A 20,261-nucleotide genomic window follows, 5' to 3' on the forward strand; every position below is an offset into this window, starting at 1 on the left:
CAATTGCTCACAGATAACATAGGAACCGCCGATGGCGACGTTACTCGTTCTGCACGGACCCAACCTGAACCTGCTCGGCACTCGCGAACCGGGCACCTACGGCGCCACGACGCTGGCGCAGATCAACCAGGACCTGGAACGCCGTGCCCGCGAAGCCGGTCACCATTTGCTGCACCTGCAAAGCAACGCCGAGTACGAATTGATCGACCGCATCCACGCTGCCCGCAGTGAAGGCGTGGACTTCATTCTGATCAACCCAGCAGCTTTTACACATACAAGTGTCGCATTACGTGACGCGCTGCTGGCGGTGAGCATCCCATTCATCGAAGTGCATTTGTCTAACGTGCACAAACGCGAACCTTTCCGCCATCACTCTTACTTCTCCGACGTAGCGGTGGGAGTGATCTGCGGCCTTGGCGCCAGCGGTTATCGACTGGCCCTGGAGGCCGCCCTGGAACAGCTTGAACAACAAGTTAACCGCCCCTGACCGACCCTTGGGAGTTGATGATTCATGGATATCCGTAAAGTTAAGAAACTGATCGAATTGCTGGAAGAGTCCGGCATCGACGAGCTCGAGATCAAGGAAGGCGAAGAGTCCGTACGCATCAGCCGTCATAGCAAGACCCCGGCTCAGCAGTACTACGCGCCAGCTCCAATGCATGCTCCGGCTGCCGCGCCTGTCGCTGCCGCCGCTCCGGTTGCCGCTGCCGCACCTGCTGCCGCCGCCGCGCCAGCACTGAACGGCACCGTTGCCCGTTCGCCGATGGTCGGTACGTTCTATCGCAAGTCTTCGCCAACCTCGCCGTCCTTCGTAGAAGTCGGCCAGACCGTGAAGAAAGGCGACACCCTGTGCATCGTTGAAGCCATGAAGATGATGAACCACATCGAAGCTGAAACCAGCGGTGTGATCGAATCCATCCTCGTCGAAGACGGCCAGCCGGTTGAGTACGACCAACCGCTGTTCACCATCGTTTGAACCGCGGAGAGCCTTTGATGACTGCGAAGTTGGAAAAAGTTCTGATCGCCAACCGCGGTGAGATCGCCCTGCGGATCCTGCGCGCCTGCAAAGAGATGGGCATCAAGACCGTCGCCGTTTACTCCAAGGCTGACAAGGAACTGATGCACCTGGGCCTGGCAGACGAATCCGTCTGCATCGGTCCGGCATCGGCCGCCCACTCCTACCTGCACATTCCGGCAATCATTGCCGCGGCCGAAGTGACTGGCGCCACCGCCATTCACCCGGGCTACGGTTTCCTTGCGGAAAACGCCGACTTCGCCGAGCAGGTCGAGAAATCCGGCTTTGCGTTCATTGGCCCGAAAGCCGAAACCATTCGCCTGATGGGCGACAAGGTATCGGCCAAGCACGCCATGATCGCTGCCGGCGTACCGACTGTTCCGGGTTCTGACGGCCCGCTGCCGGAAGACGAAGAAACCGCTCTGCGCATTGGTCGCGAAGTCGGTTACCCGGTGATCATCAAGGCCGCTGGCGGCGGTGGTGGTCGCGGCATGCGCGTTGTGCACAAGGAAGAAGACCTGATTGCCTCGGCGAAACTGACCCGCTCCGAAGCAGGCGCGGCGTTTGGCAACCCGATGGTCTATCTGGAAAAATTCCTGACCAACCCACGTCACGTGGAAGTCCAGGTCCTTTCCGATGGCCAGGGCCAGGCTATCCATCTGGGCGACCGCGACTGCTCGCTGCAACGTCGTCACCAGAAGGTTCTTGAAGAGGCGCCGGCACCAGGTATCGACGAAAACGCACGTGAGGAAGTACTCGCACGCTGCGTCAGGGCTTGCATCGATATCGGCTACCGTGGCGCAGGCACTTTCGAGTTCCTGTACGAAAACGGCCGCTTCTACTTCATCGAGATGAACACTCGTGTCCAGGTAGAGCACCCGGTTTCGGAAATGGTCACCGGCATCGACATCGTCAAGGAGATGCTCAGCATCGCCGCCGGCAACAAGCTGTCGTTCACCCAGGATGACGTGGTCATCCGCGGTCACGCGCTGGAATGCCGGATCAACGCCGAAGACCCGAAAACCTTCATGCCAAGCCCGGGCACGGTCAAGCATTTCCACGCTCCAGGCGGCAACGGCGTTCGTGTCGACTCGCACCTGTACAGTGGCTATGCGGTTCCGCCGAACTACGATTCGTTGATCGGCAAGCTGATCACCTACGGCGCAACCCGCGACGAAGCCATGGCGCGCATGCGCAATGCGCTGGACGAGATCGTGGTCGACGGGATCAAGACCAACATCCCGCTGCACCGCGACCTGACCCGCGATGAAGGCTTCTGCAAAGGGGGCGTGAACATTCACTACCTCGAGCACAAGCTGGCTGGCGAGAAGCACTAAGCTTCGACCCGATCAACAAAGCCGCCTTCGGGCGGCTTTGTTGTATCTGGACATTTCATCCGACTGCCCCCCCTGTGGGAGCGAGCTTGCTCGCGATAGCGTCGGCAAATCCACTATCGATGTCGACTGATAGACCGCCATCGCGAGCAAGCTCGCTCCCACAGGGGTATGTGTCGATGTACAGGGCAAGCCACTCCCACAAAACCTCCGCGCTCGCGTAAACTTGCGCGCTTCTCGCAGCCCGCTAGGCTGCAATCAATATTTTTCAAAGGTGCCCGCCATGCCTTGGCTGCAAGTCCGTCTCGCCATCAGCCCAGAACAAGCCGAAACCTATGAAGACGCTTTCCTTGAAGTGGGCGCCGTGTCGGTGACCTTCATGGACGCCGAAGATCAGCCGATCTTCGAGCCGGAACTCAACACCACGCCGCTGTGGTCCCACACGCACCTGCTGGCCCTGTTCGAAGGCGGCACCGAGCCAGGCCCGGTATTGGCCCATCTGGAGCTGCTGACCGGCAGCCCGTTGCCCGAGCACCACAGCGAGGTGATCGAAGACCAGGACTGGGAACGCAGCTGGATGGACGGATTCCAGCCAATGCGTTTCGGCCAGCGCCTGTGGATCGTGCCGAGCTGGCACGCCGCGCCGGAGCCTGATGCAGTGAATTTGCTGTTGGACCCGGGTCTGGCGTTCGGCACCGGCACCCACCCGACCACCGCACTGTGCCTGGAATGGCTCGACGGCCAGGACCTGAAAGGCTGCAACGTGCTGGACTTCGGCTGCGGCTCGGGGATTCTGGCGATTGCCGCCCTGTTGCTGGGCGCCAAGGAGGCCGTGGGTACCGACATCGACGTGCAGGCGCTGGAAGCCTCTCGCGACAACGCCGGGCGCAATAACATCGCTGATGAATTGTTCCCACTGTATCTGCCGGAAGATTTGCCGCAGGTTCAGGCCGATGTGCTGGTGGCCAACATTCTCGCCGGCCCGCTGGTTTCCCTGGCGCCGCAGCTGTCGGGCCTGGTCAAGTCGGGCGGTCGCCTGGCGCTGTCGGGCATCCTCGCCGAACAGGGTGACGAAGTCGCTGCCGCCTACGCCAAGGACTTCGATCTGGACCCGATCGCCAATCGCGATGGCTGGGTGCGCATCACTGGCCGTCGGCGCTAGAATGATCGCCTGCATAATCCGGATCGCCGCATGACCGACAGCTTCGTCACCCAGTGCCCGCATTGCCAAACCAGCTTCCGCGTCAGCCATGCCCAGTTGAGCGTGGCTCGCGGGGTGGTTCGTTGCGGCTCCTGCCTGCAGGTGTTCAATGCCGCCAGGCAATTGCTTGAGCAGGCCGGCAAGGAGGCACCGGTCGCGACGCCGCTCCCGCCTGTGCAGCCTGAGGAGCCCCTTGAGCCATCGCCACCGCGCGCCATCAGCCAAAAGCAATGGAGCGCGACCGAACTGGACCTGGACAGTCTCGACCTCGACGAAGAACTCGCCCGGCTCGAACAGCGGGAAATCCAGCCGGCCACCGAACTCGGCCGCCATCGCGACGACTCGCTGAGCGCCCGTCGCGACAGCGCCGGGCAGGACGACGAAGAGCCGTGGTCCGACAGCCTGTTCAGCGCGTCGGCGGCCGATCGTGCGCCAGTCGACGAACCGCTCGACAGCCTTGAAACACCAGAGCCGACGGTCGAAACGAGCAAAACCTCACGCACCGAACCTTCGCTGTCCCTGGAACCGGTTGATCTCGACGACGAATCGCAACCACCCCATTTGCGATTGCACGACCCTCTTGATGCGCCGCTGAACCATGAACGCCTGTCGGCCGCCGACGAGAGCGAAATCGACGACAACCTGCCCTCGATAGAACCGCTGCGCAAGCGACGCGAACGCAGCGAACCGGGCGTGCGCGCCGAAGCGCTGCAAGACCTGACCGACGACCCGCTGCAACTGGACTGGCAAAAACGCCGCTCACCTTGGGGCCGACGGCTGTTGTGGTTGCTGCTGGTGCTGATTGCCGCAGGCGCCCTCGCTGGCCAGTACATCGCCTACCATTTCGACGAACTGGCGCGACAGGATCAATATCGCCCGTGGTTCCAGCAACTGTGCCCGCAAATCGGCTGCACCGTGCCCTCCAAAGTCGACATCGCGAAAATCAAAAGCAGCAACCTGGTGGTGCGCAGCCACCCCGAGTTCAATGGCGCCCTGGTGGTCGATGCGATCATCTATAACCGCGCGCCCTTCTCCCAGCCCTTCCCGCTGCTGGAACTGCGCTTCGCCGACCTCAATGGCCATCTGATCGCCAGTCGTCGCTTCAAGCCTGGCGAGTACCTCAATGGCGATCTCGAAGGCATGGCGGAGATGCCTCCGCAAACGCCGATCCACATCGCCCTGGACATTCTCGACCCAGGTGCCAAGGCCGTGAACTACAGTCTGAGCTTCCACTCTCCGGAGTGAAACGCTTCATTACTCCCGGATTAACTCCGGCTTTCTGGCTGTTCCAGGCGAACCAAACCACGGGTAATAACAGAATAACTGTTCAGAATTTGTTCAATTCAGCCTTTATCCAGTCATCGAGAGCGGGTATCATGCCAACCCTTTTTCGAACTCTCATGATCCGGCCCCACAACAGGGAAGTCCTATGTCGGCGGTACGCATCGGCCCATACACATTACATAACAGCTTGATTCTCGCCCCCATGGCGGGTGTCACCGACCAGCCCTTTCGTCAGCTGTGCAAGCGCTTGGGCGCGGGACTGGTCGTCTCGGAAATGGTCACCAGCGACATGAGTTTGTGGAACACCCGCAAGTCGCGCATGCGCATGATCCACGAAGGTGATCCCGAGCCACGCTCGGTACAGATCGCCGGTGGGGACGCGCAGATGCTGGCGGACGCCGCACGTGCCAACGTTGAAATGGGTGCGCAGATCATTGATATCAACATGGGCTGTCCGGCAAAAAAAGTCTGCAACAAGGCTGCCGGTTCCGCACTGTTGAAGGATGAACCCCTGGTAACCGAGATCCTGCAGGCCGTCGTGGCTGCGGTCGATGTGCCGGTTACCCTGAAGATCCGGACCGGTTGGGACCGGGACAACAAGAACGGCCTGACGGTGGCGAAGATCGCCGAACAGGCAGGCATTACGGCGCTGGCGGTGCATGGCCGCACCCGTGCCGACCTGTACACCGGTGAAGCCGAGTACGACACCATTGCCGCAATCAAGCAGGCGGTGTCGATTCCGGTCTTCGCCAATGGCGATATCGATTCGCCGGAAAAAGCCCGGTACGTGCTCGACGCGACCGGTGCCGATGGCCTGTTGATTGGCCGGGCTGCCCAGGGGCGGCCATGGATTTTTCGCGAGATCGAGCATTTCCTGCGTACCGGCGAGAAACTCCCGGCGCTGGAACTGATCGAGGTGGAACGCATTCTGCTAGAGCATCTGGCTGCCCTGCACGCCTTCTATGGTGATGTCATGGGCGTACGCATTGCTCGAAAGCATGTGGGCTGGTATCTCGCAACCCTGCCGGGCGCCAGGGAGTTTCGCGCCCACTTCAATCGTTTGGATGGTACGGATGCACAATGCGCCAACGTTCGGGCGTTTTTCGCCGAGCGTTACAAGAGCCTGACAGGGGACGGAGAGTGGGTGGCCGCATGACGATGATGACCGAGACTTTAGTGAGTGGAACAACACCCGTGAGCGACAACGTGAATTTGAAACAGCACCTCAATACGCCAAGCGAAGAAGGTCAGACCCTTCGCGGGAGTGTCGAGAAGGCGCTGCACAATTATTTCGCCCACCTTGAGGGCGCTGCCGTCACGGATGTGTACAACCTGGTGCTCTCCGAAGTCGAGGCTCCCCTGCTCGAGTGCGTGATGAACTACGTCAAGGGCAACCAGACCAAGGCCAGCGAGATGCTCGGGCTTAACCGGGGCACGCTGCGCAAGAAACTCAAGCAGTACGATTTGTTGTAAGCATTCAATCAAACCAGAAAGGCGCCCGCGTAAAACCGGTCGCCTTTTTTGCTGACTTCCTTTGCTTTTGATGGAAATTGAGATGACCGACCAGACTACCCGCCTGCCGATCCGCCGCGCCTTGATCAGCGTTTCCGACAAGACCGGGATCCTCGAATTCGCCAAGGAGCTTGAAGCCCTGGGCGTCGAGATCCTCTCCACCGGCGGGACGTTCAAGCTGCTGCAGGACAACGGCGTTGCCGCAGTGGAAGTCGCGGATTACACAGGCTTCGCGGAAATGATGGACGGCCGGGTGAAGACTCTGCACCCGAAAATCCACGGCGGGATCCTCGGTCGTCGCGGTATCGACGACGCCATCATGAACGAGCACGGCATCAAGCCGATCGACCTGGTAGCGGTCAACCTGTACCCGTTCGAAGCCACCATCAACAAGCCAGGCTGCGACCTGCCGACCGCCATCGAGAACATCGACATCGGCGGCCCGACCATGGTCCGTTCCGCCGCCAAGAACCACAAGGACGTGGCCATCGTGGTCAACGCCAGCGATTACGCCAGCGTCCTGGAAAACCTCAAGGCCGGTGGCCTGACCTACGTCCAGCGTTTCGACCTGATGCTCAAGGCGTTCGAGCACACCGCCGCCTACGACGGCATGATCGCCAACTACATGGGCACCGTGAACCAGTCTGCCGACACCCTGAGCACCGAAGGTCGCAGCGAGTTCCCGCGCACCTTCAACAGCCAGTTCATCAAGGCCCAGGAAATGCGCTACGGCGAGAACCCGCACCAGAGCGCGGCGTTCTATGTTGAAGCCAAGCCTGCCGAAGTCGGCATCGCCACCGCGACCCAGCTGCAAGGCAAGGAACTGTCGTACAACAACGTGGCCGACACCGACGCCGCGCTGGAATGCGTGAAGAGCTTCGTCAAGCCGGCTTGCGTGATCGTCAAGCACGCCAACCCGTGCGGCGTGGCTGTCAGCCCTGATGCCGAAGGCGGCATCCGCAAGGCCTACGACCTGGCCTACGCCACCGACACCGAATCCGCCTTCGGCGGCATCATCGCCTTCAACCGCGAACTGGACGCCGAGACTGCCAAGGCCATCGTCGAACGTCAGTTCGTCGAAGTGATCATCGCTCCGTCGGTCAGCGAAGAGGCCCGCGCCATCGTCGCTGCCAAAGCCAACGTACGCCTGCTGGCCTGCGGCGAGTGGTCGGCTGACCGCGCGGCGGCCTGGGACTACAAGCGCGTCAACGGTGGCCTGCTGGTACAGAGCCGCGACATCGGCATGATTGGCGCCGACGACCTGAAAGTGGTGACCAAGCGCGCACCGAGCGAGCAGGAAATCCATGACCTGATCTTCGCCTGGAAAGTTGCCAAGTACGTGAAGTCCAACGCCATCGTCTACGCCAAGAATCGCCAGACCATCGGTGTCGGCGCCGGCCAGATGAGCCGCGTGAACTCCGCGCGTATTGCTGCAATCAAGGCCGAACATGCCGGTTTGCAGGTTCAAGGTGCAGTCATGGCATCCGACGCATTCTTCCCGTTCCGCGACGGCATCGACAACGCGGCCAAGGTCGGTATCACTGCAGTGATCCAGCCAGGCGGCTCGATGCGTGACAACGAAGTGATTGCTGCAGCTGATGAAGCCGGCATCGCCATGGTGTTCACCGGCATGCGCCACTTCCGTCACTGACAGCACAGCATTCCCCTGTAGGAGCGAGCTTGCTCGCGAAGAACGACTAGACGCCACAGTGTTTCAGACACCCCGCGTTATCGTTAACCACCATCGCGAGCAAGCTCGCTCCTACAGTTCCCAGATTTGCGTCATCCGAGGTTTTTGAAATGAATGTTTTGATCATTGGCAGCGGTGGCCGTGAACACGCCCTGGCCTGGAAAGTGGCTCAGGATCCGCGCGTGCAGAAGGTGTTCGTAGCTCCGGGGAACGCCGGTACCGCCATCGAAGCCAAGTGCGAGAACGTCGCCATCGACGTTCTGGCGCTTGAGCAACTGGCAGACTTTGCCGAGAAAAACGTTTCCCTGACCATCGTTGGCCCTGAAGTGCCGCTGGTTGCCGGTGTTGTGGATCTGTTCCGCAGCCGTGGCCTGGATTGCTTCGGTCCGACCGCTGGCGCTGCGCAGCTGGAAGGCTCGAAAGCCTTCACCAAGGACTTCCTGGCTCGCCACAAGATCCCGACCGCCGATTACCAGAACTTCACCGAGATCGAGCCGGCCCTGGCTTACCTGCGTGAAAAAGGCGCTCCGATCGTGATCAAGGCCGATGGCCTGGCCGCCGGTAAAGGCGTGATCGTCGCCATGACCCTGGCCGAAGCCGAAGACGCCGTGCGCGACATGCTGGCGGGCAATGCCTTTGGCGATGCGGGTTCGCGCGTGGTCATCGAAGAGTTCCTGGACGGCGAAGAAGCCAGTTTCATCGTCATGGTCGACGGCAAGAACGTCCTGCCGATGGCCACCAGCCAGGACCACAAACGCGTCGGCGACGGCGACACCGGGCCAAACACCGGCGGCATGGGTGCTTACTCCCCGGCGCCAGTGGTCACCGCCGAAGTGCACAAGCGCGTCATGGACCTGGTGATCTGGCCGACCGTGCGCGGCATGGCCGAGGAAGGCAACGTCTACACTGGTTTCCTGTACGCCGGTCTGATGATCGACAAGGCTGGTAACCCAAAAGTCATCGAATTCAACTGCCGCTTCGGCGACCCTGAGACCCAACCGGTGATGCTGCGCCTGCAGTCGAGCCTGGTGCTGCTGGTCGAGGCTGCTCTGGCCCAGGCGCTGGACAAAGTAGAAGCGCAATGGGATCCACGCCCGAGCGTCGGAATCGTGCTTGCCGCTGGCGGCTATCCTGGTGACTACGCCAAAGGCGTGGCCATCAAGGGGCTGGATGCAGCCGCCGCACTGGAAGGCAAAGTCTTCCACGCCGGTACTGCGCTCAAGGACGGTCAAGTCGTAACGGCCGGCGGTCGGGTGCTTTGCGCAACGGCCATGGGCGCCAGCGTTGACGCTGCACAGCAGCAGGCCTACAAGCTCGCGGCTTCGATTGACTGGGAAGGCTGCTTCTATCGCAAGGACATTGGCTACCGCGCCATTGCCCGCGAGCGTGGCGAAAATCAGGAATAAGGTAAACACCGCGCCAGGCAATGAACACTGTTTATTGCCTGGCTATTCCGGCGCCGCGCATCGTTATATTCTGGCATCAACCTAACGAAGGGATTTCGCCGTGCGCTGGCTCAGGATTGCCATAAGCTTGACCGTCACTTTGCTGACCTTGCTCTGCATGCTACCGGCCCAGGCCGCGCAAGGCAGTGGCTGGGCGGTATTGCTCGACGAACAGGGCGACCTGCAACTGAGCGACATCCGTTCCGCACGTTACACCAATCAATTCAGCCCTATCGAACTCGACCACATTACCGCCGCCGAACCCGATGGCGCGTTATGGTTGCGATTCAGGCTTGCACCGGGCAAACATGAACAGTTGCTGCGCGTGTTCGCACCTGACCTGCGCCAGTTCAACATGTACGTACTGGACGGCGACAAGCTGATCGATCAATCCAGCACGGGCAACGAACACCCCCAATCCGAGCGACCATTGCCCAGCAGCGACTTCATGCTGGCCCTGCCGCAAAGCGACACCCCCCTCGACGTATACCTGCGACTGGCCTCCGACCACCAGTTACGACCCTACATCACCCTGCAGTCAGCGATCAACTCGGCCGCCAACCAGAACCAGACGCTGATTTATGGCCTGCTGTTCGGTTGCATCGCCATGCTGATCCTGCACAACCTCATCCGCTACGCCTACACCCGCTCGCACAGCGCCCTCTGGTTGGCGACGTGCGAAGGGCTGTTGATGCTCAGTCTGCTGTTGTTGCTGAATCTCGCCGGCCCCTGGCTGCCGGACTGGCATGCACTGCAAACGCCGGGGGCTTACCTGGCATTATTAATGACTGCCCCCTGCGGCCTGATGCTTGCCTATCGCTTCTTCGCCCCGCTCGGGCCGCATCCGCTGAACCGGTTGCTGCTTGGCGAGGTCGTGCTGATCACCGCCTGCAGCCTGATGCTGCTGTTCGTCAATACCTTGCCGCTGAACTTCATCACCTACGGCCTGGTAGCCCTGGCTGGCCTGACCATGCTGTTCATCAGCGCCTATCACTGGCAAAAAGGTTATCGCCCGGCTCGCCTCTTCGTGGCGGCCATGGTGGTGTTCAACCTCGGGACACTGGTCATCCTGCCTGCTCTGTTGGGGCTGACCCTGATCGAACCCCATGGCCTGATCACCACATTGCTGGCGTTCATCTGCATCAGCGGCCTGTTGATGAGCATTGCACTGAGCGAGCGCCAGCGACGCATCACCGAAGACCGCTTCAGCATCAGTCGTGACCTGGCGGCCAGCAACGCCGAGATCAACGCCAAGGCCGAGTTCCTGGCGAAAATCAGCCATGAAATCCGCACCCCGATGAACGGCGTCCTCGGCATGACCGAACTGCTGCTGGGCACACCGCTATCGGTCAAGCAACGCGACTACGTACAGACAATCCACAGCGCCGGCAACGAACTGCTGACACTGATCAACGAAATTCTCGACATTTCCAAACTCGAGTCCGGACAGATTGAACTGGACGACGTGCAGTTCGACCTCAACGCGCTGATCGAAGACTGCCTGAGCATCTTCCGCGCCAAGGCCGAGCAGCAAAACGTCGAGTTGATCAGCTTCATCCAGCCGCAAGTGCCGCGGGTGATCAGCGGTGACCCGACACGCTTGCGCCAGACGCTGTTGAGCCTGCTTGAAAACGCCCTGAAAAAAACCGATGAAGGCGAAATCCTGATCGTCGTGGCGCTCGACGAGCGCAACACCAAACCACGCCTGCGTATCGCCGTGCAGGACAGCGGCGAGCCCATGGACGCCGAAGAGCGTGACGCCCTGATGCACGCCGAACTGCACAGCCGGCATTTTCTTTCGGCCACCCAGTTGGGCGGCAACCTGGGGCTGGTGATAGCCCGCCAGCTGATCCGCTTGATGCAGGGGGAATTCGGGATCAAGAGCGGCAACAACCAGGGCAGCACCCTGTGGCTGACCCTGCCGCTGGACCCGGATCGCCTCGAACACCCGACCTCCGACCTCGACGGCCCGCTGCAAGGCGCGCGGGTATTGGTGGTGGATGACAATGACACCTGTCGCAAGGTGCTGGTGCAGCAATGCAGCGCCTGGGGCCTGAACGTCAGCGCCGCATCTTCCGGCAAGGAGGCGCTGGCCCTGCTGCGCACCAAGGCTCATTTGCGCGACTACTTCGATATAGTCTTGCTGGACCAGAACATGCCCGGCATGACCGGCATGCAACTGGCGGCCAAGATCAAGGAAGACCCGAGCCTGAACCATGACATCCTGCTGATCATGCTCACCGGCATCAGCAACGCACCGAGCAAGATCATCGCGCGCAACTCCGGGATCAAGCGCATCCTGGCCAAGCCGGTTGCCGGCTACACCCTCAAGACCACTCTGGCCGACGAACTGACCCAGCGCAACAAAGGGCTCGTCGCGACCCAGCCCGTGCCAATCGGCCCGACGCTGCCGGTCAAGGTCCCCTGCGACTTCCGCATTCTGGTGGCTGAAGACAACAGCATCTCGACCAAGGTGATCCGCGGCATGCTGAGCAAGCTCAACCTGCAACCGGATACCGCCTGCAACGGCGAAGAAGCCCTGCAGGCGATGAAAGCCCAGCGTTACGACCTGGTGCTGATGGACTGCGAAATGCCGATCCTCGACGGCTTCTCGGCCACCCAGCAATTGCGTGCCTGGGAAGTCGGCAACCAGCGGGTTCGCACCCCTGTGGTGGCATTGACCGCCCATATCCTTGCCGAACACAAAGAGCGTGCGCGCCAGGCTGGCATGGACGGACACATGGCCAAGCCGGTGGAACTGTCGCAGTTGCGCGAACTAATCGAACACTGGGTCGCCCAGCGTGATCAGCAGAAACGCACGACGACCCCAACGTCCTGAGCCGACAGACTTCGCAACCCCTGATAGACTCCCCCTCGACTTCCCTCACCAGTGAGCCCGGCACCATGCTCCATGTGTTGTTCAGCGTTTATCTGAAGATGCTGGTGCTCTACAGCCCATTCTTCGTGTTGTCCTGCTTCATCAGCCTGACCCGTGGTTATTCGCGCAAGGAACAGCGTCGGTTGGCCTGGAAAGTAGCGGTCGCCACCCTGGTCTCCAGCGTTCTGCTGTACTTGTTCGGCCGAGTGATTTTCAGTGTGTTCGGCATTACCGTGGACGCCTTTCGTATCGGTGCCGGCAGTGTGCTGTTCATCTCGGCGCTGGGCATGGCGCAAGGCAAATCGGCGGTACAGACCGACAATGTGCAGCAGGATGTCACCATCGTTCCATTGACCATCCCGCTGACAGTCGGCCCCGGCACCATCGGTGCCTTGCTGGTGATGGGCGTGAGCCAGCCGCACTGGGACGACAAGCTCACGGCCATTGTCGGCATTGCTCTGGCCAGTTTTACCGTGGGCGTCGTGCTGTTCTTGTCCAGCCGCATCGAACGGATTCTCGGCGACCAGGGGTTACAGATCGTCAGCCGATTAATGGGGTTGTTCGTGTGTGCACTGGCGGCACAGATCATCTTCACCGGGGTCAGGGGCTACCTGCTTCCTTAGCCCGTCATGTCTCTCACCGTTCTTGTTCTCGGTCTCCCCTTGAGCGGTGTCGGAAAACCGGCATCAATCAACGAGGAGACTGCACAGCGTGCTCGCTGACCTTGATGCACAGTGCCTGTCGTTGCGACCCTAACCACAGCACTGTGTCTTCTCTGAATGCCTTGTATTCGTCGACCGAAAACCGCGAATGAAGGAACGAAGTGCTCACACCTCCCACAACGCGACTCAAGGCAAAATCCTGCCTGATGAACTGGCGATCTATCGGCTGACCCGTTTCAAAAAACACCGAAGCCAACGTCAGGAAGCCATCAGCCTCGACAACGCCTGCCAGCACTCTCACGCGATGATGACGGTTGCCGGCGTAATGACCTGCCGTGCTCGCCGATTCAGTCTCGACAGTCATGATCGATTGCCCACGGAAAACACCGGCTGCCACCGACGTCTCCGGCAATTGCGCGACCCTGCGCAAAGCACTTGCCGTCAGCACGATCTGCTCAGCGGACAGACTTGATTGAAAGGCCGCATGGACAGCGTCCTGTATTGAGAAAACCGTAACACCTGCAACCGGGAACATTCCCGAAGTTCTCCCTTGATCGTGGAACTTCCAACCACAGGCAACCAGCGTATCCACAAATACATCGGTCCATTGAGCGTGGTTCCTGCCGCCTGGAAAATCTTCCTCTGCCGCGAGTTGCGCAAATAAAATAGTGTCAAGGGCGTCCTGCCCGACTGCAGCCGACAACGACGTCGACAACAGCAAAACGCTGCCTGAATTTATCAATACGGAATACGCCATACGCTTTCCTTTTTTTCAAGAAGGCCAGAGACACAAAGCCTCTGGCCTTGCCCCTTCACTTGCGCCGGCTGAAACGCTTGACCAGAACTTCCTTTCGGTGGACGCCAAGATACTCTTCGATATCCGACTTGATTTCCGCATAACGGACGGGATTGAAAGTAATGAACGACTTTCCGTGAAAAATATCCAGAGAGGACGTCTTCCAATCAACAAACAGCAAGCCGCCGTCCTTCCCCCCACCCTGATGATCAACCGCGCCTATCGCAATCAGGATAATTCCGTTTGCCATTTGTTCGCAGGGAATAGTGGACAAGCGCACGCCTTCGGCATTCTTCGACTCAAGATTCAACAGGTTGATCGCCTCAGGCTCTTTCTTCAATGCATCCAATGTAGAACTGGTCACTGCACTGAGCACGGATGCCCCTGGAATTGCAGCCTTTGCGGCTTCGACGGCCGCCTGAATAATATCGACCATGACATTATCCATCGTTACCTTAAGCGAAGTGGCGCTGTATTTTGAATAGCCTTTATCCGGCACGAAACATCCAAGATCCTCCATGCACTTTGTAAACGCATGGTACCAAGCCTTGGGATCCTTACTATCAGAAACCTCGTAAGTTGCTTCCATCTTCGACATGGTGATCAAGTTTTCAACAATCGCCATGTTCTCGAGACTTATTTTGTCTCCGTACCCGACTAGACTGTTGCCAAGTACCACCGCGTTGAGCTCCTTTGTAGGGCTCGATGCAATCGACAAAGCCAAGGACCTTACACGCGGCCTGCCAGCCAAGGCAACTTTACGCTTCTGAATGCACTTTCTTACAAAGTCAACGCGTTGCGAAACACTTACCGCACTCTCAAAATCATCCACAAACAATACTCCTTTATATATTAATAAGCGCCCCATCCGGGAGCGCCCTGAATCTAACCTGCCCTATCCAGACTATCAACAGCGACTAAATACAACATATGTACCTCAATCAATATTTACTAAGAGCACATACAAATAAAGCACGCAAGACAACCGGACCGTCATTAACCTATGACGATCCGGTTTTATCCAATAACTAAAAAATACTGACTGTTATAGGGGGGTGAGCTTATCGCCATAGCTGCGCGGCGTGTACACCCACGTACTGCCATCGAGGCGAGGAATCACGCGCGTTGTCGAAGAGCCGATGAGTACCATGGTCCGCATGTCCACCTGATCGACACTCAGTTGACCGAGTGTTGTCACCCGCAAGGTCTGACCCGGACGGCCGATGTCCCGCCCCAACACAACCGGAGTGGCCGGTTCACGATGCTGGCCAACAATCTCCAGCGCCCGCCCTAATTGCCACGGCCGCGAACGTGAGATCGGGTTGTAAAAGGCCAGAGCGAGATCGGCTTGAGCGGCCAGATCCAGGCGTTTTTCAATGATCGACCAAGGCTTGAGGTTGTCCGACAGCGACAGCACACAGAAGTCATGCCCCAAGGGCGCACCGGCCTGGGCAGCCGTTGCCAACGAAGCAGAGACACCCGGCAAAATCTCAAGATCGACGCTGTGCCAGATGGCATCGCTAGACTCGTGAAGCGCCTCAAGCACAGCGGCTGCCATGGCGAAGACACCCGGATCGCCAGACGACACCACCACCACCGACCGACCTTGGGCAGCCAGTTCAAAGGCGTGACGGGCGCGCTGCATTTCTTCACGGTTATCGGTGCAGTGCAGGATCTGATCAGCCCGGAACGGCCCGGCCATGCGCACGTAGGTCTCGTAGCCGAGAACATCGTTGGCACGAGCCAGTTCCGCCTTCACCGCCGGCACCATCAATTCGGCAGCGCCCGGCCCGAGACCAATCACCGCCAGGCGCCCGCGAGGGCGGCCGATCTGCAAGGGGTCCAGCGGCTGCTCGGCGACCGCAATGGCAATAGTGTCATCACCAACGATGGAGACAGGCTGCGCTATGGCATGCCGCAGCAGTTCACTGGCCGCACCTGCAGCACTGACAAAACGCAATGGCACACCCAGCTCAAGCGCAACTTCGCGCAGCGCGGAGCTGGCCATTTCGGTGTCGGCGGCCAACAGGCAAGCCATCGATTGCACGGCGATTCCGGCCTGATGCAAAGCCTCGCGAATGGTCCCCGACACATTGCTCGATTCGCCCGTGACGGCAACCAGCACGTTGCGTGGATAGATCAGCAATTCGTTGGCGGCTGGCTCGCGCTCGGTATGGCCGACGTGAACGGTCAGCCGCGCCTGCTCATTCTCAGGCAACTGCACGTGTGCCAGCCACGGAGCCTCACCCTCAATGCGCACCGTTTCGCCGGCGAGCAAATCGGAAACGAAACGCTTGCCCAACTCCAGATCACCAAGGGCATAGCCACTGGGCGGGTTGAGCAGGCACGTGCCGAAACGCAACTCGCCGCTGGTGGTGATCGCCGCCGCGACTTCCAGCGCGGCGGCAATCTCCCGCGCCATCACATTTACCCCACCAAGACCACCCAGCAGTGGAACCACGGCGCTACCGTCTTCGGCTACCGCCAATACCGGTGGTTCGGCGCCTTTTTCCAGCAACAAGGGCGCCAGCGTGCGGATCACGATCCCGGCCGCGCACAGAGCAATGATCGGCGTGCCCTGTTGATAGAGTTCGCGCAGGGTCGCACCGAACTCGTGATAGGCCCGATCCGCACCTTCGACCCGTTCGGCCAAGCCATGGATCAGGGCGTCGGGATACACCTGCTGAATACTACGCGCGGTGGCGAGGCTGCCATTGCCAAGAATGACAATCGCCGGAACTGGACGGGTCATCAGCCTTGCCACCTTTCACCAGGAACGATGATCAACGAGAAGTACGGCGAGGACATCGGCTCGACCTGATCCAGCGGCACGATCTTCTGATTGGCCATGGTCGCGCGCTCGACGTACAACGCGCGCTCGGCCAGGCCGAGTTCTTCCAGCACTTGGCGAACCTTGGGAAAGTTGCGCCCAAGCTTCATGATCACCGCCGCATCGGCATCGGCCAGGCGACGCTTGAGTTCGTCATGCGGCAATACACCGGACAACACCGACAGACTCTGATTGCGATACACCAGCGGCGCACCGAGCACCGAGGCCCCGCCGAGCATCGAGCACACACCGGGCACGACTTCGGCCTGATAACGCTCGGCGAGCCGGTCGTGCAGGTACATGTAGGAGCCGTAGAAGAACGGATCGCCCTCGCAGATCACCGCCACGTCGCGACCGGCATCGAGATGCGCCGCCAATTCGTCGGCTGCGTCATCGTAGAAGTCGCTGATCACTTGCTCGTAGGACAACGGTGCCGGCAAGGCTTCGGTGGTCACCGGGTACACCAGCGGTAACAAATTCTGCGCTTCCTGCAGATGCGCCTCGATGATGCCGAAAGCGTTGCCTTTCTTGCCCTTGGCCACGAAGTACGCCACCACTGGGGATTCGCGCAGCAAGCGCAGGGCCTTGACGGTAATCAGTTCCGGATCACCGGGACCGACGCCGAGGCCGATCAAACGTCCAGGTTGCTGCATCATTCGATCTCCGTGGCGAGGGCATTGACGGCGGCGGCGGCCATGGCGCTACCGCCCAGGCGACCCTGCATGATGACAAAAGGCACTCCACGGCTGTCAGCCGCCAGCGCGGCCTTGGATTCGGCGGCGCCGACGAAGCCCACCGGAAAACCGAGGATCAGCGCCGGTTTTGGCGCACCGGCGTCAAGCATTTCCAGCAAGTAAAACAGTGCCGTCGGAGCGTTGCCGATGACCACCACGCTACCCTCCAGATGCGGGCGCCACAGTTCCAGCGCAGCGGCTGAGCGGGTGTTACCCAAATCACGAGCCAGTTCCGGAACACTCTCGTCGCGCAAGGTGCAGATCACCGGATTGTTCGCCGGCAACCGCGCACGGGTCACGCCTTCGGAGACCATCCGCGCATCGCACAAAATCGGCGCGCCGGCCGCCAGGGCATCACGCCCGGCCTTGCCCGCACCTTCGGAAAACTGCAGGCCGTCGATGGCCTCGACCATGCCGCAGGCGTGAATGACACGGACCGCGAGTTTCTCCAGATCGTCCGGGATTCGGTCGAGGTTGGCCTCGGCGCGAATGATCGCGAAGGAGTTGCGATAGATCTCCTGACCGTCGCGGATGTAATCAAGCATCAAGGGGGCTCCGTGAGCGGGCGTCGAGCAGGGCCGCGACCGCTTCAATAGTAAGGTTGCGTGCGTGCAGCGCGCCGAAACCCGGCAGCGCTGCATCGCGAAAATAGAGGTCGTAGTGACCGTGGGCGACGGCCAGTAATGTGACGGGCGCCGTATGCGCGGCGGCGCAGGAGCGCGCGCACCCGCTCAAATGGACACTCGGCGTTTGTCCGTGACGTTGCAGCAATGTCGCCAGTTGCAAGGCATCACCCTTGGTCTCGGCCAGGCTTTTACCGCAGCCGTTTGAGCCGGTGCAGGCAATCAACCGGGACAATGGCAGATCGGCTTCGCACTGCAAGCCCAGACATTGCAATTGCCGAATGACCTCAGCGGCGTTTTCCGTGCGGACATTGGGCAACAGCAGGCTTTGCCAAGGCGTGAAGCGCAGACTGGAATCACCGAACTCCCGCGCCAGTTGTGCCACACCCCGCAGCATCGCCGGATCGAGTCGCCCCAGCGGCGGGACGGCTCCCACATAGACAACACCGGACTCGGCCTGGGGATGGGCACCCATGTGCAAATCACTGGAGCCCGAAACCCGTTGCCAACCGATAACGGCCTGCAGCGGCACTCGCTCAGCCAGTCGAAGCACAATGCCCCCGATCGGGTACTCGGCCAGCAAATGGCGCATTCGCGTCTGCTCGGGGCGCGCCAGTTCAAGGAACAACTCAAGGACCGCGACTACCAGCGCGTGCCCGTCAGCCAGTGCAACCGAACCGGCGGGGCTGTCCGTCGGACATCCCGCCAGACCGAACGCCAGCCGTCGCTCGCCGTCTTGTTCAAACGCCGAGAGCCACAGGTCATGGGGATGCTCGAGCATCGTCAGGTCTTCACCGCCATCAAGCTGCACGGCGAACTTGGCACTGAGGTCGTGGAACGCTTCCTGGTTTTGCAGTGTGGCGAGGATCTGCCCGGCCAGCGGGCGGGTGTCGAACAGCATGCGCCGATCGATCCCGGCACCGGGGCTGAGCATCAGGTTGCGCACATCGTCGCCAGCCGCCGTACGCGGCCCCAGATCGGCGGCCAGCAGGCTGTCGATCAACGCCGCTTGTTCGTTGCCAATGCCGCGGATCTGCAGGTTGGCCCGGTTGGTCGCCTCGATCGCTCCGCTGGCATATCGCTCGGAGGCATCGGCCACAGCGATTGCCTGGTGCGCGCGGATGGCGCCACCGTCGAGTTTGATCCGGCAAATACCACCGTCCAATGCCTGGACGACACGCAACAACCCGGGACAGGCGGAAGGGCGCAAGCGGTTGGGTATCTGACGTGACTTCACAGGACGACCGGTACAAGACGAAGGACAGCATTATGCCTGCTTTGGGCGGTCTGATGAAAAGCCCAAGCGGCTTGACGACGAAATACTCTCGATCCAGACATAACGTTGCTTCGCTTGCAAACAGCAAGAATCAACTTCACCCATCAATCTTATTCAAACCACACGGCCACTCTTGTACTTTTGCCCAACATACAAAACAAACAACACCGGAATTTAGATATATTCAAGGAGTAGTACATGAACACGGAAACACCGGCTGGAGCATTGACCGCCCACAATCTCATTTCATGCATTGAGCAACTTTCGCTGCAAGATTACGATGACTTCACTCATTGCACTCAGATAGCCACCCAGTCCGCCGACATGGTCAGCAGTCGCTTTGCCAACTCGACAAAGTGGCTGCATGAATACGTCACAACGTTGAATTTTCTTGGCTGGTCCGTCTTTCAGGATGCGATCTTTACCCGCACTCAACACACCTTCTCGAAAAGCATTGCGGAGTTTCTGGTCCAAAGCGCTCAAGCCATGCCGGACATCCGACAAGGGAACGCCATGATTGACACGCTCGACGCGCTGAAAACCGACGAGCCCGCGCTGTATTCGCTGGATCAACAAAGTCTCTTGGGAGAGCGGTTTCAGGTAATACCTGCACGCTATGATTCAAAGGGTTTTCTTGAGATCGCAGTTTTTAATCTCGAATTGGTGACATCTACAAAAAGGAGCAATTTTCTATTTTTTCACATGGAAGAACAGACGACAAAGATCATTCAGCACCGAGCCACTCTGAAACTTGACAAAAACGTACTCGAAAGCAAAAGAGCGCTCATAGACCGCAAACGGAGCGAAATCAGGATGAAGAGATTCGACCTGCAAAAGGTACCAACAATACATCCGTAATAGTGCGCTATCACCGTCAATGACGCTTTCTCCCGCTGACAACCGGCGAACTCAATCCACACCGCGCTATGATGCACCACCGCACAGGTCGACACAGACCGGCAGCGCGATGATTTGGCTTCG

The 20,261-nt window shown here is 59.8% G+C and carries 18 protein-coding genes; 12 read left to right on the forward strand and 6 right to left on the reverse strand.

Translation table 11 applies throughout. From position 1 onward, the window contains the following. Nucleotides 1-31 precede the first annotated feature (31 nt). From aroQ to KW840_RS10935, 11 genes are all read left to right on the forward strand, one after another. On the forward strand, nucleotides 32-487 hold the full coding sequence (gene aroQ, locus KW840_RS10885) for a type II 3-dehydroquinate dehydratase (RefSeq protein ID WP_007971361.1): 456 nt from the start codon (nucleotides 32-34) through the stop codon (nucleotides 485-487). A 24-nt stretch (nucleotides 488-511) separates the two neighbouring features. Further along, on the forward strand, nucleotides 512-976 hold the full coding sequence (gene accB / locus KW840_RS10890) for an acetyl-CoA carboxylase biotin carboxyl carrier protein (RefSeq protein WP_008053948.1): 465 nt from the start codon (nucleotides 512-514) through the stop codon (nucleotides 974-976). A 17-nt stretch (nucleotides 977-993) separates the two neighbouring features. Beyond that, nucleotides 994-2,352, forward strand: coding sequence for an acetyl-CoA carboxylase biotin carboxylase subunit (accC, locus tag KW840_RS10895; RefSeq protein ID WP_057712161.1), 1,359 nt, complete (start codon nucleotides 994-996; stop codon nucleotides 2,350-2,352). 280 nt (nucleotides 2,353-2,632) lie between these two features. Then, nucleotides 2,633-3,511: a 50S ribosomal protein L11 methyltransferase gene (prmA, locus tag KW840_RS10900; RefSeq protein WP_218495148.1), complete on the forward strand. Its 879-nt coding sequence runs from the start codon at nucleotides 2,633-2,635 to the stop codon at nucleotides 3,509-3,511. 30 nt (nucleotides 3,512-3,541) lie between these two features. Then, nucleotides 3,542-4,795: a DUF3426 domain-containing protein gene (locus tag KW840_RS10905; protein WP_154910385.1), complete on the forward strand. Its 1,254-nt coding sequence runs from the start codon at nucleotides 3,542-3,544 to the stop codon at nucleotides 4,793-4,795. A 184-nt stretch (nucleotides 4,796-4,979) separates the two neighbouring features. Next, a complete protein-coding gene (gene dusB, locus KW840_RS10910; RefSeq protein ID WP_150813557.1) occupies nucleotides 4,980-5,990 on the forward strand; it encodes a tRNA dihydrouridine synthase DusB in 1,011 nt (336 codons plus the stop codon). After that, a complete protein-coding gene (fis, locus tag KW840_RS10915; protein WP_015093301.1) occupies nucleotides 5,987-6,307 on the forward strand; it encodes a DNA-binding transcriptional regulator Fis in 321 nt (106 codons plus the stop codon). Before dusB ends, fis begins: the two co-directional genes overlap by 4 nt. Nucleotides 6,308-6,389: 82 nt before the next feature. Then, nucleotides 6,390-7,997 (forward strand): bifunctional phosphoribosylaminoimidazolecarboxamide formyltransferase/IMP cyclohydrolase, encoded by a 1,608-nt coding sequence (gene purH / locus KW840_RS10920; RefSeq protein ID WP_218495149.1) that lies wholly within the window; start codon nucleotides 6,390-6,392, stop codon nucleotides 7,995-7,997. Nucleotides 7,998-8,146: 149 nt separating this feature from the next. Then, on the forward strand, nucleotides 8,147-9,442 hold the full coding sequence (gene purD, locus KW840_RS10925) for a phosphoribosylamine--glycine ligase (RefSeq protein ID WP_090452915.1): 1,296 nt from the start codon (nucleotides 8,147-8,149) through the stop codon (nucleotides 9,440-9,442). 100 nt (nucleotides 9,443-9,542) lie between these two features. Further along, nucleotides 9,543-12,320 (forward strand): hybrid sensor histidine kinase/response regulator, encoded by a 2,778-nt coding sequence (locus KW840_RS10930; protein ID WP_090452913.1) that lies wholly within the window; start codon nucleotides 9,543-9,545, stop codon nucleotides 12,318-12,320. A gap of 65 nt (nucleotides 12,321-12,385) precedes the next feature. Beyond that, a complete protein-coding gene (locus tag KW840_RS10935) occupies nucleotides 12,386-12,982 on the forward strand; it encodes a MarC family protein (protein ID WP_057712167.1) in 597 nt (198 codons plus the stop codon). 67 nt (nucleotides 12,983-13,049) lie between these two features. On the opposite strand, the gene KW840_RS10940 is transcribed toward KW840_RS10935, so the two are convergent. The 6 genes from KW840_RS10940 to cobG all read right to left on the reverse strand — a co-directional run bounded on the left by KW840_RS10940 (nucleotide 13,050) and on the right by cobG (nucleotide 19,226). Further along, entirely contained in the window at nucleotides 13,050-13,778 is a 729-nt protein-coding gene (locus KW840_RS10940) for a hypothetical protein (RefSeq protein ID WP_218495150.1), read from the reverse strand. Between the two features lie 55 nt (nucleotides 13,779-13,833). Next, on the reverse strand, nucleotides 13,834-14,649 hold the full coding sequence (locus KW840_RS10945; RefSeq protein ID WP_371318454.1) for a hypothetical protein: 816 nt from the start codon (nucleotides 14,647-14,649) through the stop codon (nucleotides 13,834-13,836). A 213-nt stretch (nucleotides 14,650-14,862) separates the two neighbouring features. Further along, nucleotides 14,863-16,569 (reverse strand): precorrin-3B C(17)-methyltransferase, encoded by a 1,707-nt coding sequence (gene cobJ, locus KW840_RS10950; RefSeq protein ID WP_218495151.1) that lies wholly within the window; start codon nucleotides 16,567-16,569, stop codon nucleotides 14,863-14,865. Continuing rightward, nucleotides 16,569-17,300 (reverse strand): precorrin-2 C(20)-methyltransferase, encoded by a 732-nt coding sequence (locus KW840_RS10955; protein WP_218495530.1) that lies wholly within the window; start codon nucleotides 17,298-17,300, stop codon nucleotides 16,569-16,571. Before KW840_RS10955 ends, cobJ begins: the two co-directional genes overlap by 1 nt. Beyond that, complete coding sequence (locus tag KW840_RS10960; RefSeq protein ID WP_057712171.1) at nucleotides 17,300-17,926, reverse strand: precorrin-8X methylmutase; 627 nt, start codon at nucleotides 17,924-17,926, stop codon at nucleotides 17,300-17,302. The genes KW840_RS10955 and KW840_RS10960 overlap by 1 nt, the downstream gene beginning before the upstream one ends. Further along, nucleotides 17,919-19,226: a precorrin-3B synthase gene (gene cobG, locus KW840_RS10965; protein ID WP_218495531.1), complete on the reverse strand. Its 1,308-nt coding sequence runs from the start codon at nucleotides 19,224-19,226 to the stop codon at nucleotides 17,919-17,921. Before cobG ends, KW840_RS10960 begins: the two co-directional genes overlap by 8 nt. Before the next feature lie 252 nt (nucleotides 19,227-19,478). Between cobG and KW840_RS10970 the strand changes: the two genes are divergently transcribed. After that, complete coding sequence (locus tag KW840_RS10970) at nucleotides 19,479-20,138, forward strand: hypothetical protein (RefSeq protein WP_218495152.1); 660 nt, start codon at nucleotides 19,479-19,481, stop codon at nucleotides 20,136-20,138. Nucleotides 20,139-20,261 lie beyond the last annotated feature (123 nt).

Source organism: Pseudomonas sp. PDM30, assembly GCF_019218985.1.
Taxonomy (GTDB): domain Bacteria; phylum Pseudomonadota; class Gammaproteobacteria; order Pseudomonadales; family Pseudomonadaceae; genus Aquipseudomonas; species Aquipseudomonas jessenii.